Source organism: Myxacorys sp., assembly GCF_059501405.1.
The window spans coordinates 48,396-74,164 of record NZ_JCACCM010000195.1 but is presented as its reverse complement, the minus strand read 5'-3'; the positions used below and the strand labels follow the sequence as shown (position 1 = coordinate 74,164).

At 49.4% G+C, this 25,769-nt stretch carries 28 protein-coding genes; 10 read left to right on the top strand and 18 right to left on the bottom strand.

The window, feature by feature from the left end:
- Nucleotides 1-113 precede the first annotated feature (113 nt).
- On the top strand, nt 114-1,571 hold the full coding sequence (gene atpD, locus AC5I6P_RS28280) for a F0F1 ATP synthase subunit beta (RefSeq protein ID WP_495697119.1): 1,458 nt from the start codon (nt 114-116) through the stop codon (nt 1,569-1,571).
- 92 nt (nt 1,572-1,663) lie between these two features.
- Nucleotides 1,664-2,074: an ATP synthase F1 subunit epsilon gene (gene atpC / locus AC5I6P_RS28275; RefSeq protein WP_495697118.1), complete on the top strand. Its 411-nt coding sequence runs from the start codon at nt 1,664-1,666 to the stop codon at nt 2,072-2,074.
- Between the two features lie 100 nt (nt 2,075-2,174).
- On the opposite strand, the gene AC5I6P_RS28270 is transcribed toward atpC, so the two are convergent.
- Nucleotides 2,175-3,668 (bottom strand): type IV pilus twitching motility protein PilT, encoded by a 1,494-nt coding sequence (locus AC5I6P_RS28270; RefSeq protein WP_495697117.1) that lies wholly within the window; start codon nt 3,666-3,668, stop codon nt 2,175-2,177.
- A 249-nt stretch (nt 3,669-3,917) separates the two neighbouring features.
- Between AC5I6P_RS28270 and AC5I6P_RS28265 the strand changes: the two genes are divergently transcribed.
- Complete coding sequence (locus tag AC5I6P_RS28265; RefSeq protein ID WP_495697116.1) at nt 3,918-4,112, top strand: hypothetical protein; 195 nt, start codon at nt 3,918-3,920, stop codon at nt 4,110-4,112.
- A gap of 2 nt (nt 4,113-4,114) precedes the next feature.
- Here the strand turns inward: AC5I6P_RS28265 and ctpC are convergent, their stop codons facing one another.
- The 6 genes from ctpC to AC5I6P_RS28235 all read right to left on the bottom strand — a co-directional run bounded on the left by ctpC (nt 4,115) and on the right by AC5I6P_RS28235 (nt 9,708).
- The gene (ctpC, locus tag AC5I6P_RS28260; RefSeq protein ID WP_495697115.1) at nt 4,115-5,392 is read right to left on the bottom strand and encodes a carboxyl-terminal processing protease CtpC; all 1,278 of its coding nucleotides are present in this window, start codon (nt 5,390-5,392) and stop codon (nt 4,115-4,117) included.
- A 94-nt stretch (nt 5,393-5,486) separates the two neighbouring features.
- Complete coding sequence (gene ispG, locus AC5I6P_RS28255) at nt 5,487-6,707, bottom strand: (E)-4-hydroxy-3-methylbut-2-enyl-diphosphate synthase (protein ID WP_495697114.1); 1,221 nt, start codon at nt 6,705-6,707, stop codon at nt 5,487-5,489.
- A gap of 181 nt (nt 6,708-6,888) precedes the next feature.
- Entirely contained in the window at nt 6,889-7,077 is a 189-nt protein-coding gene (locus AC5I6P_RS28250; RefSeq protein WP_495697113.1) for a hypothetical protein, read from the bottom strand.
- A 616-nt stretch (nt 7,078-7,693) separates the two neighbouring features.
- Nucleotides 7,694-8,539, bottom strand: coding sequence for a ribosome biogenesis GTPase YlqF (gene ylqF, locus AC5I6P_RS28245; protein ID WP_495697112.1), 846 nt, complete (start codon nt 8,537-8,539; stop codon nt 7,694-7,696).
- Nucleotides 8,540-8,572: 33 nt separating this feature from the next.
- On the bottom strand, nt 8,573-9,235 hold the full coding sequence (locus tag AC5I6P_RS28240; RefSeq protein ID WP_495697111.1) for a nuclease-related domain-containing protein: 663 nt from the start codon (nt 9,233-9,235) through the stop codon (nt 8,573-8,575).
- A 68-nt stretch (nt 9,236-9,303) separates the two neighbouring features.
- Nucleotides 9,304-9,708, bottom strand: a complete 405-nt coding sequence (locus AC5I6P_RS28235; RefSeq protein WP_495697110.1) for a universal stress protein — start codon at nt 9,706-9,708, stop codon at nt 9,304-9,306.
- A gap of 146 nt (nt 9,709-9,854) precedes the next feature.
- Between AC5I6P_RS28235 and AC5I6P_RS28230 the strand changes: the two genes are divergently transcribed.
- Entirely contained in the window at nt 9,855-11,060 is a 1,206-nt protein-coding gene (locus AC5I6P_RS28230) for a phosphoglycerate kinase (protein ID WP_495697109.1), read from the top strand.
- A 53-nt stretch (nt 11,061-11,113) separates the two neighbouring features.
- Here AC5I6P_RS28230 and AC5I6P_RS28225 read toward each other — a convergent pair whose 3' ends face one another.
- From AC5I6P_RS28225 to AC5I6P_RS28210, 4 genes are all read right to left on the bottom strand, one after another.
- Nucleotides 11,114-11,374 carry a sensor histidine kinase gene (locus AC5I6P_RS28225; protein ID WP_495697125.1) on the bottom strand — a complete coding sequence of 87 codons (261 nt, stop codon included), beginning with the start codon at nt 11,372-11,374 and terminating at the stop codon, nt 11,114-11,116.
- A gap of 18 nt (nt 11,375-11,392) precedes the next feature.
- Nucleotides 11,393-11,731 carry a hypothetical protein gene (locus AC5I6P_RS28220; protein ID WP_495697108.1) on the bottom strand — a complete coding sequence of 113 codons (339 nt, stop codon included), beginning with the start codon at nt 11,729-11,731 and terminating at the stop codon, nt 11,393-11,395.
- Between the two features lie 79 nt (nt 11,732-11,810).
- A complete protein-coding gene (locus tag AC5I6P_RS28215; protein ID WP_495697107.1) occupies nt 11,811-12,110 on the bottom strand; it encodes a transporter substrate-binding domain-containing protein in 300 nt (99 codons plus the stop codon).
- Nucleotides 12,097-12,276, bottom strand: a complete 180-nt coding sequence (locus tag AC5I6P_RS28210; protein ID WP_495697106.1) for a hypothetical protein — start codon at nt 12,274-12,276, stop codon at nt 12,097-12,099. The genes AC5I6P_RS28215 and AC5I6P_RS28210 overlap by 14 nt, the downstream gene beginning before the upstream one ends.
- Before the next feature lie 62 nt (nt 12,277-12,338).
- Here AC5I6P_RS28210 and AC5I6P_RS28205 point away from each other — a divergent pair, with 62 nt between their 5' ends.
- Complete coding sequence (locus tag AC5I6P_RS28205) at nt 12,339-13,115, top strand: TrmH family RNA methyltransferase (RefSeq protein ID WP_495697105.1); 777 nt, start codon at nt 12,339-12,341, stop codon at nt 13,113-13,115.
- On the opposite strand, the gene AC5I6P_RS28200 is transcribed toward AC5I6P_RS28205, so the two are convergent.
- Nucleotides 13,107-13,307 (bottom strand): hypothetical protein, encoded by a 201-nt coding sequence (locus tag AC5I6P_RS28200; protein WP_495697104.1) that lies wholly within the window; start codon nt 13,305-13,307, stop codon nt 13,107-13,109. The two genes, AC5I6P_RS28205 and AC5I6P_RS28200, sit on opposite strands and share 9 nt — an antisense overlap.
- A 284-nt stretch (nt 13,308-13,591) precedes the next feature.
- On the opposite strand from AC5I6P_RS28200, the gene lpdA reads away from it, so the two are divergent.
- The 5 genes from lpdA (at nt 13,592) to AC5I6P_RS28175 (ending at nt 18,852) form a co-directional block, all read left to right on the top strand.
- A complete protein-coding gene (gene lpdA, locus AC5I6P_RS28195) occupies nt 13,592-15,022 on the top strand; it encodes a dihydrolipoyl dehydrogenase (RefSeq protein ID WP_495697103.1) in 1,431 nt (476 codons plus the stop codon).
- Between the two features lie 125 nt (nt 15,023-15,147).
- Complete coding sequence (trpC, locus tag AC5I6P_RS28190) at nt 15,148-16,032, top strand: indole-3-glycerol phosphate synthase TrpC (RefSeq protein WP_495697102.1); 885 nt, start codon at nt 15,148-15,150, stop codon at nt 16,030-16,032.
- Nucleotides 16,033-16,177: 145 nt separating this feature from the next.
- Nucleotides 16,178-16,450 carry a DUF5340 domain-containing protein gene (locus AC5I6P_RS28185; RefSeq protein WP_495697101.1) on the top strand — a complete coding sequence of 91 codons (273 nt, stop codon included), beginning with the start codon at nt 16,178-16,180 and terminating at the stop codon, nt 16,448-16,450.
- Nucleotides 16,451-16,536: 86 nt separating this feature from the next.
- Nucleotides 16,537-17,571 (top strand): hypothetical protein, encoded by a 1,035-nt coding sequence (locus tag AC5I6P_RS28180; protein ID WP_495697100.1) that lies wholly within the window; start codon nt 16,537-16,539, stop codon nt 17,569-17,571.
- Between the two features lie 126 nt (nt 17,572-17,697).
- Nucleotides 17,698-18,852 (top strand): pyridoxal-phosphate-dependent aminotransferase family protein, encoded by a 1,155-nt coding sequence (locus tag AC5I6P_RS28175; protein WP_495697099.1) that lies wholly within the window; start codon nt 17,698-17,700, stop codon nt 18,850-18,852.
- 178 nt (nt 18,853-19,030) lie between these two features.
- Here AC5I6P_RS28175 and AC5I6P_RS28170 read toward each other — a convergent pair whose 3' ends face one another.
- The 6 genes from AC5I6P_RS28170 to AC5I6P_RS28145 form a co-directional block, all read right to left on the bottom strand.
- Nucleotides 19,031-19,570 (bottom strand): hypothetical protein, encoded by a 540-nt coding sequence (locus tag AC5I6P_RS28170; protein WP_495697098.1) that lies wholly within the window; start codon nt 19,568-19,570, stop codon nt 19,031-19,033.
- A 135-nt stretch (nt 19,571-19,705) separates the two neighbouring features.
- Nucleotides 19,706-20,470, bottom strand: a complete 765-nt coding sequence (locus tag AC5I6P_RS28165; protein WP_495697097.1) for a class I SAM-dependent methyltransferase — start codon at nt 20,468-20,470, stop codon at nt 19,706-19,708.
- A 270-nt stretch (nt 20,471-20,740) separates the two neighbouring features.
- Nucleotides 20,741-22,171: an O-antigen ligase domain-containing protein gene (locus AC5I6P_RS28160; protein WP_495697096.1), complete on the bottom strand. Its 1,431-nt coding sequence runs from the start codon at nt 22,169-22,171 to the stop codon at nt 20,741-20,743.
- Nucleotides 22,172-22,209: 38 nt separating this feature from the next.
- On the bottom strand, nt 22,210-23,355 hold the full coding sequence (locus AC5I6P_RS28155; protein WP_495697095.1) for a glycosyltransferase family 4 protein: 1,146 nt from the start codon (nt 23,353-23,355) through the stop codon (nt 22,210-22,212).
- Entirely contained in the window at nt 23,352-24,533 is a 1,182-nt protein-coding gene (locus AC5I6P_RS28150) for a glycosyltransferase family 4 protein (protein ID WP_495697094.1), read from the bottom strand. Before AC5I6P_RS28150 ends, AC5I6P_RS28155 begins: the two co-directional genes overlap by 4 nt.
- The gene (locus tag AC5I6P_RS28145; RefSeq protein ID WP_495697093.1) at nt 24,530-25,732 is read right to left on the bottom strand and encodes a glycosyltransferase family 4 protein; all 1,203 of its coding nucleotides are present in this window, start codon (nt 25,730-25,732) and stop codon (nt 24,530-24,532) included. The genes AC5I6P_RS28150 and AC5I6P_RS28145 overlap by 4 nt, the downstream gene beginning before the upstream one ends.
- Between the last annotated feature and the right edge of the window lie 37 nt (nt 25,733-25,769).

The window sequence follows — 25,769 nt, the reverse complement described above, 5'->3', positions numbered from 1 at the left end:
CACCGGTAGGAAAAATTGCTTAATCAACTGTAACCCCTCGGTGATAAGCTGAGAATTGGCGATTAACGCACAAAATCGTATTTGAAATAGCTGAACCACAGTAGGGCGTAAGCATGGTCACCACCGCAGAAAAAACAACTATCGGTCATATCACGCAAATCATCGGTCCGGTTCTGGACGTTCGATTTCCTGACGGCAAAATGCCACAGATTTATAACGCCCTGAAGATCACAACTAAAACTGATGCGGGTCAAGACGTTTCTGTGACCTGTGAGGTGCAGCAGCTTCTCGGTGATAATCAAGTCCGTGCTGTTGCTATGAGTTCCACAGACGGCTTGGTGCGCGGCACAGAAGTCCAAGACACAGGCGCTCCCATTAGCGTTCCGGTCGGAACTGCCACCCTGGGTCGGATCTTCAACGTCTTGGGAGAACCTGTAGACAACCGAGGTCCCGTTAACAATACTGAAACTTCTCCAATTCACCGCGATGCTCCAAAGCTGACCGAGCTGGAAACCAAGCCTTCCGTATTCGAGACTGGCATTAAGGTGATTGACCTGCTAACTCCCTACCGGCGCGGTGGAAAGATTGGGCTATTTGGCGGTGCAGGCGTTGGTAAGACCGTCATTATGATGGAACTAATCAACAACATTGCGACTAAGCACGGTGGGGTATCAGTGTTCGCCGGTGTGGGTGAGCGCACCCGTGAAGGAAATGACCTCTACAACGAGATGATTGAGTCTGGCGTTATCAAGAAAGATAACCTTAATGATTCTAAGATTGCGCTAGTGTACGGTCAGATGAATGAGCCGCCCGGAGCAAGAATGCGCGTTGGTCTGTCAGGTCTGACAATGGCAGAGTATTTCCGGGATGTTAACAAGCAAGACGTTTTGCTGTTTGTGGATAACATCTTCCGATTTGTGCAAGCGGGTTCAGAAGTATCTGCACTGCTTGGACGGATGCCATCTGCAGTAGGATATCAGCCAACCCTAGGTACTGACGTAGGTGACTTACAAGAGCGGATTACCTCGACGACCGAAGGTTCGATCACGTCGATTCAAGCCGTTTATGTTCCAGCGGATGACTTGACTGATCCTGCCCCTGCAATCACCTTTGCCCACCTAGACGGAACCACCGTTCTATCTCGTGGTCTTGCCTCTAAAGGGATTTATCCAGCGGTCGATCCGCTAGATTCAAGTTCGACCATGTTGCAGCCAGCGATCGTGGGTGATGATCATTACGATACGGCTCGCAACGTGCAGTCCACCCTCCAGCGCTACAAAGAGCTTCAGGACATCATCGCTATCTTGGGTCTCGATGAATTGTCGGAAGAAGATCGCTTGACCGTGTCTCGCGCCCGTAAGATCGAGCGCTTCTTGTCTCAACCCTTCTTTGTGGCAGAAGTCTTTACCGGATCTCCAGGCAAGTATGTGACGCTTGGCAAAACGATCGAAGGCTTCAAGCGGATTCTGGCAGGCGAACTCGATGAGTTGCCAGAGCAAGCGTTCTACCTAGTAGGCGATATCGATGAAGCGATCGCGAAAGCCGACAAGATGAAGGCAGAGGCTAAGTAAAGGACGAGGGAGGAGAGAGGATCGATGAAACTGATTCTACTCCTCCTGATCCTAAGTTGTGGGTTGTGATCGTTTACTTCTGACTGAAGATTATGCCGTTAACTGTTCGGGTTATTGCTCCAGATAAAACTGTCTGGGATTCTACTGCTGATGAAGTGATTTTGCCTAGTACAACTGGGCAACTGGGAATTTTGGCAGGGCACGCGCCGTTGCTAACGGCTCTCGATACTGGGGTCATGCGAGTTCGGGCAGATAAAACTTGGGTTCCGATCGCGCTAACGGGTGGCTTTGCTGAAGTTGAAAGCAACGAAGTGACGATTTTGGTCAATGGGGCAGAGCGCGGTGACACGATCGATCGTGATACCGCTAAGACGGCCTACGCCGAAGCAGAAGCGGCGCTTGCAAAAGCTGAGCAAGGTAACTCTAAGCAAGAGCAATTGCAAGCTGCTCAAGCTCTGAAAAAGGCACGGGCGCGATTGCAAGCTGCAGGTGGAACTCTCTAATCTTTAGTTCCAAATGAAGTTTGCGAATAAGAGCGAATAACAAACAAAGGGAGGACTTTCACCAGTCCTCCCTTTGTTCTTTTAAAGGCGAACCAGTAGCCTACACTCGTCCCCGTAGCATTTGAGCCATTTCGTTCTGCTTCGGCGACATCTCTAACGCAACTTCCTCCGTAATCCGGCCTTCTTCGTACAGCTTGTAGAGCGATTGGTTCATCGTACACATGCCGTCGAAACCGCATTTTGGCATAATTGCCTCAATTTCATCTAATTCTCCCTTACGGATGTAGTCTCTAATTGCGTCAGTGTTAATCATAATGTCGTGGAACGCTGCCCGTTTACCATCCGTCGTGCGGCACAGTCCCTGCGCAATGACAGTCACCAACGATTCTGCCAGTGCCACCCGCATCGGAGGCTGTTCCTCTGGTTTGAACAAGCTCAGAACCCGCTCAATGGTTTTCACCGCGCTATTGGTGTGCAGCGTTCCCATCACTAAGTGTCCCGTTTGAGCTGCCTTCAGAGCCGTGTTGACGGTCTCCTTGTCGCGCATTTCACCAATGAGGATAATATCTGGATCTTCCCGCAGTGCGGCTTTCAGCGCATTGTCGAACTTGTGAGTATGCACACCGACTTCGCGGTGCTTAATCAACGATTTTTGACTCTTATGGATAAATTCAATCGGGTCTTCGATCGTAATGATGTTCTTTGGCATCTCTTTGTTGATGTAGTCCATCATTGCCGCCATCGTAGTCGATTTACCTGATCCTGTAGGACCCGTCACCAAAATTAAGCCTTTGTGATAGTGACATACATCTTTGAAGACAGGAGGCAAGTTTAGCTGCTCCATCGTCAAAATCTTAAGCGGAATCAACCGCATGACCATTGCCCCGCCGTGCAACGAGTCAAAAATATTGATTCGGACCCGCGCGAATTCGTATTGAGTCGCGCCGTCAAAATCGAGCGTTTCTTGGTACTGTTTAATCTCCGCTTCGCTCAACACTTCGCGTAACCAACTCATGAAGGTTTCGTGATCGGTCACAGGATAGTCTGTCGCTTCAATTTCACCACGATTGCGGAAGCGAGGCACTTCACCCACTCCCACATGAATATCTGAAAAGCCTTTATCGAACGCAACTTTAATGAGTTGCTCTAAGGTTGGAGACCCATTGGAAGAACGTCGCGCTGTACTAGGAACTGTAGGTGGTGCAGTAGGACGATGTCCCATGATAGGAGGGGGCGTTGCTCCATTGGAGATGTCGGGTGTGGAAGGAGGTGGAGATGAAATCACACTCGTAGTTGAAGTCGCCTCTGCGGAACTAGGGTTTGCACTAATTGCAGGCGTTGGCATCGCGACGGTAGGATTTGCAGAAACGGGCGACGCACCCGGTGTGGCTAGAGTTTGGGTTGCTGCACTCATTTTACTGACAGGAGCGACGAGTCCAGTAAATGGCTGCGAAGCGGCTTCTTCAGACGGACGCGGAGCGCTAATTACGTCTGTCATTGCACTACTAGAATTCCGCAGAGGGGGTGGCGGTGCGGGCGGCACACGAGGAGCGGGAGGAGGCGTAATGGACGGACGCTGTGTTTCTGGTGTCATATCCTGGTGCGGTAAAGAACTCTGAAGGGGAAAGGTATCCTGTGGGAGTTTGGTGCGATCAATCTGGGAGGAGTCGGGCGTCGGTCAATTCAGTGGAGGCTAGATGCTGCTATCGTCTAAACTGTCTTCTTACCAAGGGTCTGGCAACAAGCGCTTGACAGATCGACAGTAGACTTCTAGCTTTTAATCAGCTTTCCCGAAACGCGGGTGCCAGTATCAAGAAAAGAGATCGCAAGGAGAACTTAAAGCATGAGCCAGGCAGACGGGTGGTATGTGGTGAAACAACCAGAGGGACATTGCCAAATTCTTTCCACCCATGAGGTGGAGGAAACTCATGAAAAACCCTCTGAGAAAACGGAACGCTGGGGTCCGTTTAATTCAGAGGGTGAAGCGATCGCACGTCGCGTTGGTTTAATTCGGGCTGGAAAATGCCAGCCTAGCTGAGATTACTTTGAGCCAGCGCGAGTGATATCTTTGCCAGAAATGCGCTGGTTTAACACTTGCAGCGCTTTGGCATACTGCGGATCTTCGGGAGTGCCAATCTTGTCGCGATCACGAACCAAAGCCTGGCGCTGCTGATCATTCAAGTCAAACACCACATCTGGATCGATGCCGTGTTTGTTGATATCTCGACCCTTTGGTGTGAGATATTTCGAGATGGTCACCGCTAGCCCCGATCCGTCTCCCAAGCCTCGTACCGATTGAACCAGGCCTTTTCCAAAGGTTTTGGTTCCAACGATCGTGGCACGGCGATTGTCTTGTAATGCGCCGGAGAGAATTTCACTCGCGCTTGCAGAGCCACCATCTACCAAAACAACCAATGGTTTCGTGGTCAAGGCACGATTGTTGGCGGTCTCCTTATCAGACACACCTTGCCGATCAACCGTTGATACAATGCCCCCATTTGGAATCCACATCCGCGCAATGTCAACGCTGGCATAGAGAAGACCACCTGGATTAGAGCGTAAATCTAGAATATAGCCAGAAACGCCTTGCTTCTCCAGGTTCTGAATAGCGTCCCGCATCTCAGCGGCCGCATTGGCGCTAAACTGCACGAGACGAATGTAGCCAACATTTCCGGTCGGAGACGTTTTGGTGCTGTAACGCACCGGGTGAATTTCAATCTTGGCTCGCTTGAGCGGAAAATCGAGCGACTGGTTACCCCGAAGAACGGTCAGCTTCACCTCGGTTCCTACGGGACCTCGAATCAAGGTGACGGCTTTATTCACGTCCATGCCTTCGGTACTCTTGCCGTCAATTTGGGTAATGATATCTTTTGCTAATACCCCAGCAGATGAGGCTGGACTGCCTTCGATCGGCGCAATGACGGTCAGTTTCTTTGTCTTTTCATCGGCAGCAAGCTGAATTCCGACGCCCGTTAGTTCTCCGGACGTATCGATCTGCATATTCTTAAATTCTGCTGGATCCATAAAGCGGGTGTAAGGATCACCCAACTTTTTCAGCATTTCTCGAATCGCTTTGTATGCCTCTTCTTTGTTGGCATAATTGCGATTGAGATATTGGCTGCGCGTCGCCTTCCAATCGATTTGATTAAAGGTGGGATCGACGTAATTGCGATCGATAACCTGCCACACTTCATCCACGATTTCCTTCGGACTCTCCCGAAAGAACGCTTGCCCTTTGTTGAGAATTCCAGCCCCCGTGATGGTGATACCAGTAACGGCGACTGCCGTAGCACCTAAGACAAGCGCTCGTTTCGTCATGGTCATATGGCTCAATGCTTAGAAAGTGACTGAAAAGATTATGCTCAATCTAACACAGCAAACTGAGGCAATCCGCAATAAATATGCTTAAGTTTTAAGGATCAATCCACCGCCCGTCAGATTTAATGAGGTTGATTAGCTCTTCCACACCGTGGGCTTCAGGCACTTTCTTGATCTCGTTTCGACCCCGGTATAACGAAATGTAACCTGCTTGCTTACCAACGTAACCGTAGTCTGCATCCGCCATTTCTCCAGGACCATTGACAATGCATCCCATCACCGCAATGTCCAAGCCAGTCAAGTGTTGAGTGGCAGTTCTGACTTTGTGCAGCACCTCTTCTAGGTTAAACAAGGTGCGTCCGCAGGAAGGACATGCTACATACTCCACCATGGTTTTACGGAGCCCAAGAGCTTGCAAAATTCCGTAGCACACCGGAATTTCTTTTTCTGGAGCTTCAGTCAGCGACACACGAAGCGTATCGCCGATTCCTTCTGCTAAAAGCGTTCCAATGCCTGCAGTCGATTTGATCCGCCCGTATTCGCCGTCTCCCGCTTCGGTGACACCTAGATGAATTGGGTAGTCCATTCCAAGTTCGTCCATACGCTTCACCATGAGGCGGTTGGCTGCGATCATGACGGGGACTCTAGAAGCTTTGAGCGACAGTTCAATGTTGTAGAACTCTAACGACTCGCAAATTTGGATAAACTCTAATGCCGATTCCACCATGCCTTCAGGAGTGTCGCCGTAGGTGAAGAGCATCCGTTCTGAGAGAGACCCATGATTGACGCCAATCCGCATCGACTTGTTTTGATCGCGCAGCGAAATCACCAGAGGTTTGAGGGTGTCGCGGATCTTCTCACCAATTTCATCAAATTCTGCTGGGGTATATTCCGTGCGATCGCTCTTTGGCTTTTCAAATACATACAGCCCCGGATTGATGCGCACATTATCGACATAGTTTGCCACTTCTAGGGCAATCTTCATGCCGTTGTGGTGGACATCCGCCACTAATGGAACCGGCTTGTAGGTTTTGTGTAAACGATCGCGAATCTCTTCCATCGCCTTGGCATGCGCCATGCTGGGCACAGTCACTCGAACAATTTCGCAGCCAATTTCGTGTAGGCGACGAATTGCCGCTACAGATCCATCAATATCTAGCGTGTCTTCATTAATCATGGATTGCACCGCGACGGGATATCCGCCTCCAATCGTGATGCTGCCGACCGGAACAGGACGAGTTTTGCGACGCTGAATGGCAGGATCGGTCGAATATTGGCTTGAAGGGGTAGCAGTAGGACTCGGCAAAGTTTGCATATGCGCGAATTAAACTTTTGACAATATGAAAGAGAAGATCAACATTTGTTACTGTCTTTCAGATTGCCACAGAAAGTGGTGTTCTGACGGTTTTCTGGGCGACAGGCATCAAGAATTATTGGGTAGAACGCCCCTTTTCGGGTATAACTCTCTAATATTCTTAACCTCGACCCCCAGATCTCTAGCCGCGACACAAGCGAGATTCTTGCTTGACCGATCCTGACATTGCTGCTCGCTGCAATGTCATAAATGCTCGGAAATCCTCTTGCTCATATTTCATACTCAACAGTTGCCGGAGCAGATTCTCGGCTTCAACCGTCAGAACTCCAGTCGCAAGGGCTTGTTGAACAACATCACGAATTAGAGCCATAGCCACACCCCAAGTGCATTAAGAAAGACTGTTTACCTATAACATCGCTGTCTCAGCAGGTCATTGAGCAAACCCATTTACTATTCGTTTCTAAATCGCTCTCGTAACGGTTGCGTATAGAAAGAATAAAGAGTAATAACTGTCTGAAAATGGTAGAGCGATTTAAGCTGAGAAACGGTATCCCCTCAAACAGTTTGTGATAGGTACGCTGAAGGCTGAAACCTAACGACGCAAGAGGGTTAAAGAGTATGACGTAAAAGAAACTAAGAAGTTCCTCACCTGAAGAAGAAATTTTTGTTTGTTTAAATATCCGTAGAAAGTGCGTTTAAATTTGACAAACTTAGCCTTAAAAATTTAGGCGGAACTGCCTAGAGAAGGCAAGTAACAGTCAATACATTTCAACTTAAAACATGGCTTTTTGACGTGTTAAGTGACTTGCTTCTTGTCGGCAACAATTAAACTAAAAGTTTCAGAAAGATCAGCGGGTTCCATTTTCTTACAATCATTACACCGTCAAGAAGGTGTAGCAAATTACCGTAAAAAGTGCCTCCAACAAAGAGCGCTCTGGAGATTAGCAAATGTTGCAAATACCGAATTTCGAGTGAAGTAATACTGCTTATTCCACTGGAGGATATTCTAGTGCGATCGCGCCTAAATTACCTTTGCGAAAATCGGTCAAAATTTGCCTCGCTGTGCGTTCGATGTCCCCCTGATAGGTTCGATCAGCGAGCGATCGCAAGTAGCTTTCTCCACTCAAATCCTCTAAGGCTAACGAATATCGTTCTTGTAAGGCTTGTTTAACCTGCAAACCATTCAGCAGATCGATGAACGCGGCCGCGACGCGCTGATTGTCATATCCAGCTTCGCCAATATCATCACAAATGGCTAATTTAATCGCTGCATTTTGATCGGTGAGCTTGTTCGGAAGGACGCCGGGAGCATCTAAAAGATCAATTTGCTCAGAAATTCTTACCCAGCGTAACTGGCGAGTCACCCCCGCTCGACGGGCACTTTCGACGACTTTGCGTTTGAGTAATCGATTAATCAACGCCGATTTACCCACGTTTGGAAATCCGATCACAACCGTACGGATCGGTCGAGGCAGCATCCCGCGATCGCGCCTGCGTTCGTTCACCTGAGCGCCTGCGATTTGAACGGCTTTAGAAACGGCATCGATCGCTTTTCCGTGCTGAGCATCGGTGAAGTAGGGCTCTTGTCCCTGCTGCTGAAACCACTCTGTCCATCGCTCTTTAGCAGACGATGAGATCATGTCCATCCGATTGAGAACCAACACACGCCCCTTGCTGCCAAGCCACTGCTCAATCTGAGGATGATGAGTTGCCTCAGGAATGCGAGCGTCGCGAACTTCCAAAACCACATCAACGCGCTTTAGCTGCTCAAGCAGGGACTTTTCTGCTTTGGCAATGTGACCGGGATACCACTGGATGGGAGGAGAGGACATGAATGCAAAATATTGATTTGGGCTGAGAAGCTTCTATCCTAGCGACTGTAAGCAGGATAAAAGTTTTTCTCTTCCTATAACGTACACTCCCTGAACAGGGTTAGAGATATCTAAAACGGTTGCACCTGAGAAAACTACAAGAGGTGTAACAAATTTAGAGTCTCTGTTCTGCTTCATGACAACGGCTTGACGCTTTGCTTGCTTTAAGAAATCTTTCTCAAAAGGAATTTGGGAGCGCCCATACTGCCGATACAGTTTTCTACCATTCCAACAGACTTTACCTCTGTGAGACTTCACATCAATGGTGTAAGCGCGTTTTTTTGGCGAGAACAAAAAGATGTCAATATCGCCTACTCTGCGATCGCTAATACCATACTCAATGTGCCAGCCTAAATCTTTCAGAGGATCAAGCATTGCTGCAATTTCTTCCTCTGCCAATGCTCCTTGGTCAGCATGATTTGCTCGTTTCCACCAGTACTGAGCCTGAATTAATACCAGTACAGCAAACAAGAAGCAAGCCAAGTACACATGAATTGGCAACGTAAACTTAGTAGACGGTAAGAACAACAAGTTTCTCGCAAAAGATGTTGCAACGAATGGCAAAGCAATGAGTGCCACTGACGTGCCAAGCAGCGATATAGCCTTTGTACGGCGGTGGAATGCTAACAACCGAACATTTCTTCCTGCGTGAGGCATAGTGTTAGCGCGTTTAAGCGGGGAATGGTTGTTTTCAAGCATTCCCAGGCGTACGAGGCGGCTAATCGCTATGGCACAACTAGCACCGGACAGGGTGAAAGGCTAATCACTCGATTCGTGACACTTTCAGAGACTTCTTCGGTGAGTCCGAGTCCGCGACAGCCCATGACGATCAGATCGGCTTCGGTCTCATCGGCAACATCGCAAATTGTAAACGCAGGATTTCCTTCTCGTTCGATGGTTTCTGCCTCGATGCCTTGTTGAGAGAATAATGATTTTGCGTTTTCTAAAAGTTTGGCGACCGCATCGGGTGACGCCATCGTATCGGTCGGAATTTCTGCGGCTGCCGAAGCCTCAACGACAGACACAATGATAAGACGGCTCTTGTGAAACTGCACAATTTCTGCGACTTTTTCAGCTGCTTGGCGAGATTCACGGCTTTGGTCGATGGGAAACAAAACTGTTTTAAACATGGATTTGGTTTGGGTAGGACAAATAGTTCAGTAAGGTCTTATCTTTCTGAACTTACAACAGGATGAGCGGATTGGGCGATCGCAGAGGGGCAATTAATGAGAAAATTTAAGACGTAGGTAGAAAGACTCATTCTAGGAGTAGTATCGTGCCCAAAAAGACTGTTAACAATCTATCGTCCTCTGATTTGCAAGGAAAGCGCGTGCTGGTGCGGGCTGATTTTAACGTGCCGTTAGATGAGCAAGGCAATATCACCGACGATACGCGCATTCGGGCAGCGCTGCCAACCATCCAAGCGTTGACCTCGAAAGGCGCAAAGGTGATTTTGAGCAGTCACTTTGGGCGTCCGAAAAATGGTCCTGAAGACAAGTACCGTTTGACGCCCGTTAGCAATCGGCTATCTGAGGTATTGGGCAAGCCCGTAACCAAGTGCAATGACTGTATTGGGGATGAAGTGACTGCCGCCGTAGACGCGATGCAGCCCGGTGATGTCGTTCTGCTAGAGAACGTCCGCTTCTACAAAGAAGAGGAAAAAAACGATCCCGAATTTGCCCAAAAGCTCGCGTCGATCGCGGATTTATACGTGAACGATGCCTTTGGAACCGCTCACCGCGCTCATGCGTCCACAGAAGGCGTAACCAAGTTTCTAAAGCCCTCTGTTGCAGGATTGCTGATTGAGAAAGAATTGGAATATCTCCAGAGCGCGATCGAGAATCCTCAGCGTCCGTTAGCGGCGATCGTCGGCGGTTCTAAGGTTTCTAGCAAAATCACCGTGATCGAAACCCTGCTCGATAAAGTTGATAAGCTGCTAATTGGCGGTGGCATGGTGTTCACCTTCTACAAAGCACGCGGCCTAAACGTCGGTAAGTCGTTGGTTGAAGAAGATAAACTCGACTTGGCACGGGCACTGGAAGCCAAAGCAAAAGAAAAAGGCGTTGATTTGCTGCTGCCGACGGATGTTGTCGTTGCCGATAATTTTGCACCCGATGCAAATGCTCAAACGGTTAGCGTCGAGAATATTCCTGACGGCTGGATGGGGTTGGATATTGGGCCTGACTCCGTGAAGACCTTCCAGCAAGCGCTGTCTCAGTGCAAGTCGGTGATTTGGAATGGTCCGATGGGAGTATTTGAATTTGATAAATTTGCGGCTGGTACGGAAGCTATCGCACGCACCCTTGCCGAATTGACTCCCAAAGGAACGATCACGATCATTGGCGGTGGTGACTCGGTAGCTGCTGTTGAGAAAGTCGGCCTGGCAGACCAAATGAGCCACATTTCAACCGGTGGTGGTGCGAGTTTAGAACTGCTAGAAGGCAAAGAACTACCTGGAATTGCAGCGCTCGACGAAGCTTAATCTCGTAATTTAGCAAGATTAGTCGCGGATGAGACAAACGTCTCATCCGTTTTTTATGCCGCTAAAGCTGTAGTGGGTGCAGTTCCTCCAAAGTTACGCAGAGCGCGAATCGGGATTTCAATCCAAAATGCAGCACCTTGTCCTGGTGTCAATTCACACCACATCGATCCCTGGTGCTTCTCAGCCACAATTTGATAGCTAATCGACATCCCCATCCCCGTGCCTTTACCGACTTCTTTTGTCGTAAAGAACGGAGCAAAAATGCGTTGCTGCACTGCTGTAGACATACCGTTTCCGTTGTCTGCAATGCAAATTCGGATGCGATCGAGTCCCTAGCATTGAGTGGTGATCCGAATCATTAGCAGTGAGCACTCTGAATCCTGCGCCTCTTCTTCTAACGCATCATACGCTGAGGGAGACGCTTCCTCTAAAGCATCAATCGCATTGCTCAAAATATTCATAAACACTTGATTCAGTTGCCCTGCATAGCATTCCACTCGTGGAAGTTCGCCGTATTCTCGAATAATCTGTACTTCCGGGCGACTTGAGGTTGCTTTGAGGCGGTGTTGCAAGATGAGCAAAGTACTGTCAATGCCTTCATGGATATCGACATCCAGAGGCTGATTGAGTAAATCTTGATACGCCTCAGTAAACTTGCGATACTGTTTCATCGAGCCAAGCTTGCCGCCTTTTTTAGTACGGCTTCAAGATCCGGCACCGCTGCAAATGAAACGCCGCCCTGCTGTACTCCTAGCGCTTTGTCAGCCAAATCTTTAGGGTGTTAATGGAGGCATCGTCTTTGCGCTTGACATACGTGATCGTTGATTCTGCAAACGACATCGTGAAATCCAAAGTCTTTGCCCGTTCATCAGTAATGCCTACTGCTGTCAGCGCGACATCATATTTTCCCTCTGCTACGCCTGGCAAAATGCCTTGCCAAGGCAAAATTTCTTGACGAATTTCAAACGGAACCCGCTTTCTGAGGCGATCGAGCAATTCATGGTCAAATCCCGTCGGCTTGCCGTTGACGAGGAACTCAAGGATAATCATCTTCGGTGGCAACCAGTAAGTGGCCTCGTCGCTTGATTTGGTTGAGGAGCGTATCGCTGATCGCGATCGTTGGGCTACTCTGAGATTGCTGCACACATCCATGTGCGAGCGAGGCAAGCAGTGTGCCTGCACCAGCCTGAAGGAAAGCCCGTCTGCGAATGCTCATACTGTGGGTGAATCGGCAATTTTATTCTTCTCAAGAATTCCCTGACTGTGCTCGCGACAATCATGCTCACTAGTCTTCAAAATCCGTTAGTTAAACAATTGCGCAAGCTGCACCGCGCTAAAGAACGACGCGAACAGCAGCTTTTTCTGTTGGAAGGAACGCATTTAGTTGAGGAGGCCTGCGCCGTCGGGTTGCCCCTGATGACCGTTTGCTGTACAGAAATATGGCAGGCTCAACACCCTTCATTGTGGCAGCAGCTTCAGAATCGCTCTCAGCGGCTAGAAATAGCCAGTCCTGAAGTGGTAAAAGCGATCGCAACGACCGTTGAACCTGATGGCATTGTTGCCACCGCAGAACGCATTTATTCTCAGCCATTGGCCCTTAAAAGCTTCGGACTTGTTCTTGAAACAATTCAAGACCCTGGCAATCTTGGCACAATGATTCGGACGGCGGCGGCGGCAGGAGTAGAAGGACTTTTGCTCAGCGCAGATAGCGTGGATTTGGACAATCCGAAAGTGCTAAGAGCATCCGCGGGGCAATGGTTCCGGCTGCCGATGGGCGTTAGCTCCAATTTGAAGACAGAAATTCTTAACGCTAAAAAACAGGGAATGCAGATCATCGCGACTGTTCCAACTGCAGCGCAGACATACTGGGAAGTCGATTTTAGAAAACCAAGTCTGATTTTGATGGGAAACGAAGGAGCCGGGTTGTCTCATCCCCTGAATGAGCTTGCAGATGCTCAAGTGACTATTCCGTTAAGCCCAGGAGTGGAATCGCTCAATGTGGCGATCGCGGCAGCGCTTATGCTTTACGAAGCAAAACGACAGCGATCAGGCTGATTCTCCCCTAGACTGCATAAACTGCTCGATGTCCGCCACCGCTTGCTCAAATTCCTCAAGCTCTGGCCTTGCTGGTGCAGCCGTGGCTTGAGCCTTCGTCTTGGCTTCAGACTCAGATAGCGTTTCTTGCAGCTTATCGAGTGATTCCATAAATGCTTTAGCTGCCGCACGTCGCAGTTCTTGCTGTTCCATAATGCCTAACTCTTACTGAATGGACTGAGCCGTAAGCTCGCCTTGTAATCGCCTTGAGTCAACAGATTTATTCAATCTGAGTAGATTAACTCTAACTACCTAACTATAGGTTCCACGGATTCTCCGCTCTGATTAGAATGCCCACTCCTGTCACAATCGTCTCATTTCATGATCGTCAGGTTGATCAAACTCCTCTTGAAGTGCCATGCCCAAAAGAATCTGTGTTGTCGAATTTACCCCTGGCAGTTGACAATAGATAGGGCAATAACCACCAGGAGGGCGATGTGGCTAACGATTTTGATTATGATTTGGTAATTGTTGGTGCAGGCGTTGGTGGACACGGTGCAGCACTCCATGCCGTGGATTGTGGACTCAAGACCGCGATCGTCGAAGCGGCAGATATGGGCGGAACCTGCGTCAACCGCGGCTGCATTCCGTCAAAAGCGTTGCTGGCAGCATCGGGGCGGGTGCGAGAATTGCGAAATGCCCACCATCTCAAGTCGCTAGGGATTGAAGTCGGTTCGGTCGGATTTGACCGCCAAGCGATCGCAGATCATGCGGCTGGAATTGTGCAGAAGCAACAGGACGGCCTCACCAACAGCTTAAAGCGGCTCAACGTTGATGTAATTCGGGGCTGGGCAAGAGTTTCAGGATCGCAGAAGCTCAGCATCTCCACGCCAGAAGGAGAAAAAACGGTTACAGCAAAAGATATTATTCTCGCTCCGGGATCAGTGCCGTTTGTGCCACCTGGGGCTGAGACAGACGGCAAAACCGTATTCACCAGCGACGATGCGATTAAGTTAGAGTCGCTGCCGCCGTGGGTTGCGATCGTCGGTAGCGGCTATATCGGGTTGGAATTTGCGGATGTCTACACGGCGCTTGGCTGCGAAGTGACAATGATCGAAGCGCTCGATCAACTCATGCCAGGATTTGATCCTGACATTGCGAAACTGGCACAGCGGATCTTGGTGACGCCTCGTGACATCGAAACCAAAGCAGGCGTGTTAGCAGCAAAAGTAACGCCCGGCTCGCCCGTTGTGATCGAACTGGTTGATGCCAAAACCAAAGAGCCGCTGGAAACGCTAGAAGTAGATGCCTGTCTGATCGCAACGGGTCGAATTCCCTTTGCTAAAGATTTAGGACTGGAATCTGTCAGTGTGGAATTGGATCGACGCGGCTTTATTCCAGTAAACGATCGCATGGAGGTACTATCTGGTGGCGAACCTGTGCCTCACTTGTGGGCAATTGGGGACGCGACCGGGAAAATGATGTTGGCTCATGCGGCGTCAGCTCAAGGCATTGCGGCGATCGAAAATATTTGCGGACGCGATCGCAGCATGGACTATCGCAGCATTCCCGCTGCCGCGTTTACCCATCCAGAGATCAGCTTTGTTGGCTTAACCGAGCCTCAAGCCAAGGAATTAGGACAGGCAGAAGGTTTCGAGGTGGCGGCGGTGCGAACCTACTTTAAGGGCAATGCTAAAGCGATCGCAGAAGGAGAATCGGAAGGAATCGCTAAAGTTGTTTATCGCAAAGATACAGGCGAAGTTCTCGGCACTCACATCATCGGACTTCACGCGGCGGATTTAATCCAAGAAGCTGCAAATGCGATCGCCAATCGTCAATCAGTAAAGTCGCTCGCATTCTCGGTTCACACCCATCCGACGTTGTCCGAAATTCTAGATGAAGCTTATAAGCGGGCAGCCGTTCACTAACGCGTTTTGCCCTCACCCCCAACCCCTCTTCCCCATCTTGTTCCCTCTCCCTAGGGAGAGGGCTAGGGTGAGGGCGTATCAATCGCCTTAACCTCATCCTCTCAACCCTTTTACCCTTGTGCAACATGGAAATTCGTCGTCGCCGTCCCAATCCTGCGATCGCGGTGCAGGAGTTACGATACCAGGTCAACGCGCCGGAAAATCAACCTCAAAATATTCTGGAGGAGATTGTTTGGCAAAAAGAAGTCGAAGTGACTCAGATGCGGGACAAGATACCCCTGATCGAATTGCAGAAACAGGTTGCAGAAAGCAACTCTGTGCCGCATGACTTCTTAGCGGCTTTGCAAAACGGTAAAACCAACCCCGCCGTGATTGCAGAAGTCAAAAAGGCATCTCCCAGCAAAGGCGTAATTCGAGACGATTTTGATCCAGTTGCGATCGCTAAGGCTTATGCTTCTGGCGGGGCAACCTGTCTGTCTGTCTTGACCGATAAAAAATTCTTTCAAGGAAGTTTTGAGAACCTAGCGCAAATTCGTGCGGCTGTCGATCTCCCGCTGTTGTGCAAAGACTTCATCGTTTATCCTTATCAAATGTATTGGGCAAAGTTGCAAGGCGCAGACGCCGTTTTACTGATTGCAGCAGTCTTACCGGATAAAGATTTGCAGTATTTCTTGAAGATTGTTAAAACGTTGGGCATGACGGCGCTAATCGAAGTGCATACGCTTGACGAACTCGATCGCGTTCTTGGCTTAGACGGAGTAATGCTGATTGGCATTAACAATCGCAATCTTAAAGACTTCTCCGTTGACCTCAACACCACTAAGGCAATCTTGACGGCTCGTGGCGCTCAGCTTGCAGAACGCGGTATTCTTGCAGTGAGTGAGTCAGGCATCCATACCCCCGAAGACATTTCTCTCGTTCAATCAGCAGGTGCAACGGCGGTGCTCGTAGGAGAGTCATTGGTTAAGCAATTCGATCCAGGGCAAGCACTACGGCAACTAATCGCATGACGCTATCTATCTCAAGTTAGCCACTAGGAGGCTAGACAGCCTCTAGTTAGTCTGCCATTTTTAAGAAAGATTCTGTTTTCGTCAACTTAGTCTTTAGATACTAGAATCTAGAGCTTTACTCTTTACCGCGGTAGGTGAGCGTTACATGGAGCCAATTCCCCTTCCATCGCATATTCACTACGAATTACTGCTGCAACTCTTGGAGCGCCAAACGATGTTTGCAGTCAGTCAGCATCCTCACCAACGCGAACAGGTTCAGCAACTGATCGTCACCTTGCGAAAAGCCATTTCTCAGCAAAAGCATTTGGAGGAAACCTGCGATCGCTTGAGAGTCCCAGTTGAATATCGCTGGTCGCTCAATCGCGTCGATGCCCCCGAAGGCGCGATTAAAGTTCCCACGGAGGTGAAAAATTCGTGAGGCATGTAAGCTGAAGACGTTCCGGTGGCGGAAACCGTCCTCCGCTGGGTGTCCGGGAGGATCGTTTTGAGGAGGGATCGATCGAAGTGGCTGAGCCAAATCATGCAAAGCAGGCTGAGTTTGAGGCAGATGTCCTCGAACTAGCTGTGCCTGCCAGCGCACTGGTTCAACCCCAGGTCAGTCCAGAGAACACATCGGAGGACACGAGGGATTTGACGCAGATGCAAGAGTGTGTGCAGCGTCAGATTAATCGCATTCGAGATTTAGAACATGCGTTAGATCAGTCGCTTGCCAGTTTGGATGAGTTGCGCCTGCAAATTGTCGATCAAAACTTTTTAGAGCATCAGTTGGCTTCGACAGAAGAGTATGCCAATGTGCAAGAGCAGGCGATTCATCAGTTACGGCTGCAATTTGAGAGTCAAAAAGCTGAGCTAGAAGCGCAGATTCGGCAAACTCAAGACCAGTTGGGAGCCGCCGAAGCCCTAGCGCAAACGCAGCAACTTGAGCTAGAACGACTCCGCACCCGTAGCATCCCGCTCCCGGAAGACGCACCAGAGCAACTGGGCAAGAATGCAACTGAGACAGAACCAAAGCCACGGGGGTTGCAAAAAGCAAAGCCTCATGAGTGGCTGACGCCAAAAGACTGGCTGCGTCACACGCCAAAAGAGCGAGTGGTCGAGCTGGAAAACCAGGTTCAAGAATTAGAAGTTCAAGTTGCCAAGCAGATTACAACCCAAGCGATGTTGCAGCAGGCCTGTCAGGAATTAGAGCGCGATCGCGAACATAGCCAGCATCGCATCGCTGAACTAGAACAGTATGCCGCCGAGATGCAGGAACAAATTTTGAGCCAAGCGCAGCAGGCAAGTGAGTATGAAACGGCAGTTCAGCACTGGAAGAATCGGTTTTATGACATTCAGGATCAGGCGCTGGCGCTGAAAAAATGGCTGGAAGAGCAGGGCTCAGCGCTACCCGAGGAAATAACGGAGTTTTTGGCGTCGCTAGAAGAGGTGCCGACAGCGGAACCTCAATCGACTCCGCGCCGAAATCCGTTTAATGAAGATCTCAAAATTGATTTGCCGGACTTTCTAGCCCGTCGCCGCAATCGAAAATTCGGTTCGTAATGTTCCATTCGTCGCCCTGAGGACGGGTACGAATTACAAAGTACGAATTACGAATTTCAGATATTGTGTAATCCTGGATCATGCACAACAAACTGAACTTTCGTACCTAAAAAAGGACGCATTCTCATGGACGATAAGCTAATGCTGATGATTCCGGGTCCAACGCCCGTGCCCGAACAAGTTTTGTTAGCAATGGCAAAGCATCCCATCGGGCATCGGAGCGGCGATTTTAGCAAGATTCAAGCTGAAATTGTGGAGAACTTGAAGTGGCTGCACCAGACGCAGAATGATGTGCTGATTTTGGCAGCAAGCGGCACGGGAGCGATGGAAGCCGGAATTATCAATTTTCTGAGTGCGGGCGATCGCGTGCTGGTTGGCTGTAATGGTAAGTTTGGCGACCGCTGGGCAGAAGTGTGCGACGCCTATGGCGTGCAAGCAGAACGAATTACTGCCGAATGGGGAAAGCCCCTCGATCCCGAACAGTTTCGCGAGAAATTAGAGAGCGATCGCGACAAGCAAATCAAAGCGGTGATTATCACTCACAGCGAAACGTCGGCAGGGGTAATTAACGATCTAGAAACGATTAACCGCCATGTCAAAGCGCATGGAGAAGCGTTGATCATGGTGGATACAGTAACTAGTTTGGGCGCAACGAACGTTCCGGTTGACGAGTGGGGCTTGGATGTCGTCGGGTCGGGTTCTCAGAAAGGCTACATGATTCCGCCCGGATTGGGATTTGTGAGCGTCAGCGCCAAGGCGTGGGAAGCGTATAAGACCGCTAAACTGCCCCGGTATTATTTGGATTTGGGCAAGTATCGCAAATCTGCGGCTAAAGATACGACCCCATTTACGCCTGCCATTAATATGTTCTTTGCTCTGCAAGCGGCATTGCGGATGATGAAAGCGGAAGGATTGGAGAATATCTTTGCGCGGCATCATCGGCAGTCGAAGGCAACTCGCGCCGCGATCGCGGCATTGGGTTTGCCGCTGTTTACTGCCGACGAATGTTCTAGTCCGGCGATCACGGCCGTTGCGCCAGATCGGGTAGAGGCTGAGCAAATCCGCTCGATTATGCGGAAGCGGTTTGATATTGCCTTAGCGGGCGGACAAGATCATCTTAAAGGAAAGATCTTCCGCATTGGGCATCTGGGTTTTGTGGCAGACCGAGATATTTTGAGCGCGATCGGGGCCTTAGAAGTGACGCTCCAAGAGTTGGGTTACGAGAGCTTTAGTCCAGGTGCAGGGGTTGCAGCGGCAGCAAAAGCGTTCAGCACGCTGTAATTTTTCTACGCTGCACTTCTGTACAAGGGTTCTGCCTTCTCGCACGTTGAGGGCAGAACCATCAGGACTTACACAAAGTCACTTAAACGAAGTTCACTGGCACAAAAGCGTCTCGCTGCCAATGTGTCAGTCCTGACCTTTTTGCCCCTATCTTCAAACCAATAAGCCCATCTTCAAACTAACGAGTACTTGCCAGCTCTCGTTCTTCAACACGTCCCTCCTGATCCCATCGCAGCAGCCGAGGAAGTTGGATTAAATTGAAGCTGTAATTCACAATCCAAATTCCAATTTCGAGCAACAAAAGATTCCGAAACCATCCTAAATCTTCTATGGAAGTTGCACCGATGCCTTGATATAGTTGCCAAACTCGGTAGGGCAGATATAAATAGGGAATCGCGATCCAGGCAACTGTCCGAAACTGGCGCAGGAGAACAATTTCAGTAACAATCTGTAATCCTAACATCAACAGATACGACAACAGAATCGGCAACACAGGTGCATCTGCCGATGAAAATCCAGCCCAAACACTAATTCCAATGGGAACTAATACCCCAAACACTTGAACCGTGAAAAACCAAACCTTGAGCCAAGTCGGTAAAGGAAGCGGAATCTCAAACGGTTTTGTGTGACGCCAAACCCACGTCAGAAACGCGAGAAAGGACGTTGCGATCGCAAAAAAGATCAGATTTTCAGTCCAGATGAATCCAACATCACTCATGATTTTGATTGCAGGCTGAAGAGGGCAAGATTGGCGCGATCGTAAGTTACCTTTCTGAGTCTCACCTCTAGCTAAGGAGGGGTAGCCTTCCTGGTTGCGAATCGTTACCGCAAGGCGTCTCTCATGCCGCTCAAGCTATTTTGTGAAGATAAAATCTGCACTGCAAGGCAGAAGATAGCGCAACCCAGGAACAGCACTTAGCACCGCAAAATAGACAGTTTGGTTCAATCCTCGATTAGTGACAGTCGGATCAAATCGAATCTCAGTTTTTAGCCCTGCTTCTGTCGCCAGTTCCTTAATCTTGGGATAAATCAAAACATCTTCTGGCACTTCAGGACGCTTACTATTGACTCGTGCATACGCCAACGGGTGAATAAACGAGCGGCAGACCGGCTCATGCAGATATAGACAGACACCGCCTTTCTTTAGCACTCGCTGGACTTCGGCAAGCGTCTGTCGATGCTTGACAAAATGATGCGCCGCCTCGAAACAGAAGATCAAATCAACGCTCGCATCTTCCATTGGAATTTCGTAAGAGCGACAATGAGTCGTCTGATCGAGCCGAGTTTGAAAAATGTGTTCCCACTTGTGAGCAGACGCGATCGCATAGGGACTAATATCGGTTGCGATCAGTTGCTTTCCGCCAAACTGCCGCTTGACCAAACACGACGCCCAACCTTGACCCGCTCCCAGCTCTAAAATTGAGCTTGCCTGCTCAAACAGAGCGCGATGATAGTCTAGTTTCTCTAGCAAAACCTTGGCTTCACAGAATTTGTTAACCAAGTTCTCAACCGCCTCAGATTCTGGATTCTCAATCGGAGAATGTTGCCAAAACTGAATCTCGATTTGCTCTTTGTCAGCGATGTCTAAACCTACTTTTTTACGATTTGAGTATTGCATAGACGCATTAAATAATTGATCTGGAAATAATTAATCTGGGCGGCGAGTTGCTGAAAATTCACTATATATAGAGGGTTAGCACTAGGAAATAATCAAAAGACAGAAATAATCTTCGTGATGTCTGAATTGATACCTGAACGGTGGAGTGAAAATGAGGGCACTCCCTATGCTGCGCTTCCTTTAGAGCCGTGCCCACGCAATTTCGATCACCTATGTCTTTAGATCTATGCATCTTCGATCTCAATGCCGCTGCCGCGCTCTGAAGCATCGCTATCCATTAAACGGATTGATGCGTTCTGATAAATGCTGCTGAGCGGCTTGATATTGCTGAGCGTAATACACACGGGCTGCGATCGATAACCCAATGAACCCCCAAAGCACCATGCCAAACGAAGATAACATCACATTGTTCAGACTAAACTGCGAGAACGTCGCGATCGCGATCGCCCGTGCCGCGCTCACCACTGGATCAAACGTTGCCTCTCGGCTCTGCAAAATGCTGATGATTAACAAGAGCAAGCCGCCGACATAGGGCAACGTTCCCACCCAACCTAGATTCAGCAACATCGTCAGCACGCCACTATCGTTACTACCAATCGAAACATCTTCGATCTCGTACCCCAGTCCTTGCCCTTTCACTTCTGCCAGCGCTTGGCTTAAAAGCCTGTTATAGCCGTCTTGTCGCTCAGCCACACTAATATCATCTCCCCCTGATCCAAACGTTTGAATTCGAGACGCAATTACGGTTGAGAATGGTTCAATTGTCGCCAAGGGCAACACAATTAACATCATGGCCAGCAACGTCGTGACTAACCGCATTTGCAATTTTGGCTTGAGTGACGGTAGAAGCACCAAAATGCCAACAAACCAACTGAGCCAAGCAGACCGCGCTAACGACAGGAGTAACGCCAAATATCCGACGGCGGAGGCTGGAAATTTGAGGGGAGTTTTGGCGGCAAATAGGAGAAATAATCCAGCGACCATTGTTGCCGCGAACGGCTGCGGCGATTGCATCGTGCTAAATACTCGAATGCCAAATGGAGTAGGAGTTCCGAACGACTGATCGGGAATGTTTTGCAGCCAAAACCGATCCCACGGCGGCGCGATCAGAAACTGCACGACTCCATACAGTCCCATCACCAGAACGCCCCAGACAAAAACGCGCTGGGTGATTTGGCGATAGGCTGGAAATTGCCGCCAGTTTGCAAATAAGTGAAACCCAAACAGGATCGGGGGCAACCAGTTCAAGAGGGCAACGATGACAGATTTAGCGGAAAGCCCTACAACTCCAATAAAGGCACCGTAGAGAACGCTAGCGATGCACAAGATAAACGGGAGCCCGTTGCCGTAGAGCGCCACGGGCAGTTGGCGAGCTAGCGTGATGCCAGAAATAATCGTGACGAAAAAGGGCGCGAGGAGGACGGGACTGGGATCACTGAGTCCGATCGGCATTTCGATGACGCGCCGCAAAAATGCAGTGAGAAACCAGATCCACCAGGTAAACCCCACATACAAAACGGGATATCGAAAATAGAGAAATGCTCCCACCCCAAAGCAAGCGACTGGATAGGCCAGCACTAAAAGTCTGCCAAAGCTCAAGGCAATTCCCATTGTGACAAACAAGGAAAACCCGAGGATCACAAGCCACGCGATCGCAGGCTGAAACAGTTTGGTGTTAGAAACGGGTTGAGACGTAGACATAGGCAATAGCCAGTAGAGTAAAGAATCTTCGTCGCGATCTAGCGTTTGCTGGCCTCAGCTTTTTCGTAGTAGCGCAGGTTGTCTTGGGCAATGTGTGACCAACCAAACCGTTGTGCTGTTCGATAAGCACTGTGGCGCAACCGATCGAGTAAGGCGCGATCGTGAATCAGTCTTTCTAACGCTTTTTCTAGCGCGGCCTGATCGCCTACGGGAACCACGAGGGCATCCTCCCCATCTTGAACGATTCCCAGTGGCCCTGGAGTATTGGTTGTAATTGGGGCGAGTCCACACGCCATCGCTTCAACTAAGGCAATGCCAAATCCTTCTGAGACGGTCGGGAAGAATTTGATGTGATGTCCTTTGAGCAGGTTAGGCAAGGTGTCGTTGACGTAGTAGGGAATAACCTTAACGCGATCGCGCACCTCGGGCGCAAAATCAGCGTAGACCTGCTGAGCTGGACATTCGGTTCCGAGTAAACTGAGTTCGACGTGGGGATAACGGCTGAGAATTGCATTGAGTGCAGGCGTGCCGTACTGAATGCCTTTGCGAATAATATAGCTGCTGACTTGCGCGATTCGCAGTGGTTCCCCGGCGGCGGGCGTTGGCTCAAAGGGCAGATTCAGCATCGTATCTGAAATGCCATTGGCAACAATGTGAGCGCGATCGGGATGAACGCCTAATTGCTCAACGGCATAGTCGCGATCGCGCTGATTGAGCAACAAGACTAGATCGGCGCAGCGCATGGAGGTGGCGGCTTCCCATAAACGAACACTGCCGCGATACATTGAGTATTTCCAGCCTAGCTCTAGGTTGCCGCGCCTAGCTTCTTCTAAAAAATCTAGATGCTGAATGTGTTCGAGTCCATGAGATCGCGCGACGAGCAGTGGTCGTGGCTGAGATGTTTGGTGAAATCTTTGCATCAGCGTTGCCCAGATCCAGGCATCGCCTGTGCAAGTGTCAATTACATCAATGGGGTTGTGCTGAAGCTGTCGTGAAATGTGACGCGCCACAAACGCTGGAAACGACATAAACTTCAACAACGGATGCAACTTAGGTAAATCGTTTAGCGAATAGAACTCAACCTCGTGCCCTAACTGTTTAAATTCTTGCCCCAACCGCCATGTTACGCCTGCGGCTCCTGAGTTTGGATCAAACGGATACTGACAGGTAAACAATGTTTTCATCGTGGGGCTACATCTGATGTTAAGCGGTCTTTGTTCAACGCAGTTTTGCGAACGGCGGTGTTAAATAACCGTTCAAGCTGCTCAAAGTGGGTTCGGTAATTGAACTTCTGCTCTGCAACCAGCCGCCCTTTTGCACCCATAGTTCGTCTCAGATCAGGATTGTGGAGCAATCGTCTCATGCCATCGGCTAACGCGGTGCGATCGCCCGGTTCAATCAATAATCCTGTCTCCTCTTCGGCAACGATTTCAGGAATCGCATTTAAGCGAGTAGCCACGATGGGCAAGCCTGCCGCCATCGCCTCAATAAACACCCATCCAAACGGCTCAGAATAGGTTGGCATGACGAATAGATCTGCCTGCTGATAAAGCTCTAGCCATTCAGCGGTGTATGCTTTGATGTTGGTATAAATGTGAACATTCGTGTGACTGCAAGTGATCGACGCTTGAGTCACAAGATGCAGCTTAGCTTGATTTGAAAAATGTTTCAAGAACACTTCTAAAACGTCGTATCCTCCTTTGCGCTCAAAATCGCCTCCTATAAATAAAATATTGCATGGCGTTTGAGAATCAGTAACCGTTTGACGACACGGCGTGATGTGCTTAACATTCACACCAGGGTAAACCAAATCTACTTTGTCTGGTTTAATTCCATAGTCCTCAATCACAGAGCGACGAGCAGATTCTGAAAAGCTAACAATGCTCTGAGCGGCTTCAAATACTTTTTTTTCTAACCTAATGTTGGGTTGAAACGTCCAGTAGAACAAAGCGCTAGTGCGCTCTCTAGCCGCTTGCACGGTAGTGCGATCGAGACTGACGATCGCCGGTAGTTCTCGCATCAGATCGAGGCAGAAAAACGCCAAGGGCTGCGTGTGAAAATGCAGAGCGGAATATTGAGCTTGCGCTAACTTTCGGATCACCAAACGGCGCGCCATGTAAGCAAAGCCAATCTGAAATCGAAACAAATGCAGATCGACATTATTTTGCTGCACCCATCGATTGGATGAATAGTAGCTCAGCAAGCGGTTCAAAATGCGAGTATGCAGTTCCCGCTCTTCGTTAAACCAGTAGAAGTCAACCGCACAGGACTCCACCTGCTGAAAATACTCGCGCATCAGACATCCATAGGTTTGATGTCCAATATAGGCTTCGATCACAGAAAGAATGCGAGGACGATTCATGGTGATGCCTGACGAATGCGGGTACTTGCCTGACCGAACGGAACCGTTTTGAGAATGGATCGTTCCACTCCCTCGATCATACTGGTATGACTAAAATGCTTGACGACGTGATGGCGGGCGCGATCGCGCAGTTGGGGGTCGCGATCGCGCCAGTCCAACACTTGGGCAAACCGAATCGCCAAATCTTTGGCGTCGCCTGGTTCAAACAAATGCGCCGCAAACTCACCCGTCAACACTTCGGGAATGCCACCAATTCGGCTAGCCACAACTGGGGTTCCACAGGCGAGAGACTCGATCAAGCTGCGTCCAAACGGCTCTGACCACACGCTTGGTAATACGGTAACGTCGCTCGCTTGATAGAGCGAAACCGGATTGGCGAGATGTCCTAAAAAGGTGATCCGATCGCTGACTCCCAGTTGTTGCGCCAACGCTTCGAGTGATCGCTGATACTTCATGCCTTCTTGCTCGCACAGTTGCCCCTTGGAATGGCTGTAATGCACTACAGGCTTACCCGCTAGGCAGACGTGAACATCGGTTCCCTGCTCGCGCAGAATGGCGATCGCGTTGATCAGCGTTTCCAAGCCCTTCTCCGTATCGATTCTGCCAACATAGGAAATGAGTTTGGTGTGTTCTGCAATTCCCCATTGATGCCGCAACGCACCGTTATCGATCTTTAACTGAAATTTTTCGAGCGCAACTCCGTTATGAACTACATCGATTTGATCTGGGCAATAGCCCGCCTCTACCCAGTCGCGTTTGGTTTGGTGAGAAACAGCAATGAAGCGATCCACACCGCTCAAGCCTAGTTTTCGCTGTCGGTTGAAATCACACGGTGGAATTTGTAGATAACACAAATAAGGAAGGTTGCGGAACTGCGAAAGCGCATAGCCAAACAATGAAAAATGATAGTCATTGCTAAAGACAACGCTATCAGATGATGTAGAGATGGACAACGCTTGAACCAAACTTGGAAGAAACTTAAGCGTATCTTTCAGGCTACGCCGATCAAATCCAAAAGAACGAATTTTGATCATGCGATCGCAAAAGCGGCGATATGGCTCCAGCAAATTGCCCGCTTCTAGGTAGAGCAAACTGATAGAATGCCCGCGATGCGCTAATCCTTGGCAAACCTCAAACAAGTTTAATTCTTGTCCGCCGCGCAGCGACGTTAGCTCATTTTCTAGAACAATCAGGTGCATAATCTAGCCTGTCCGCAGTCCCAATACTGGGAGTTCT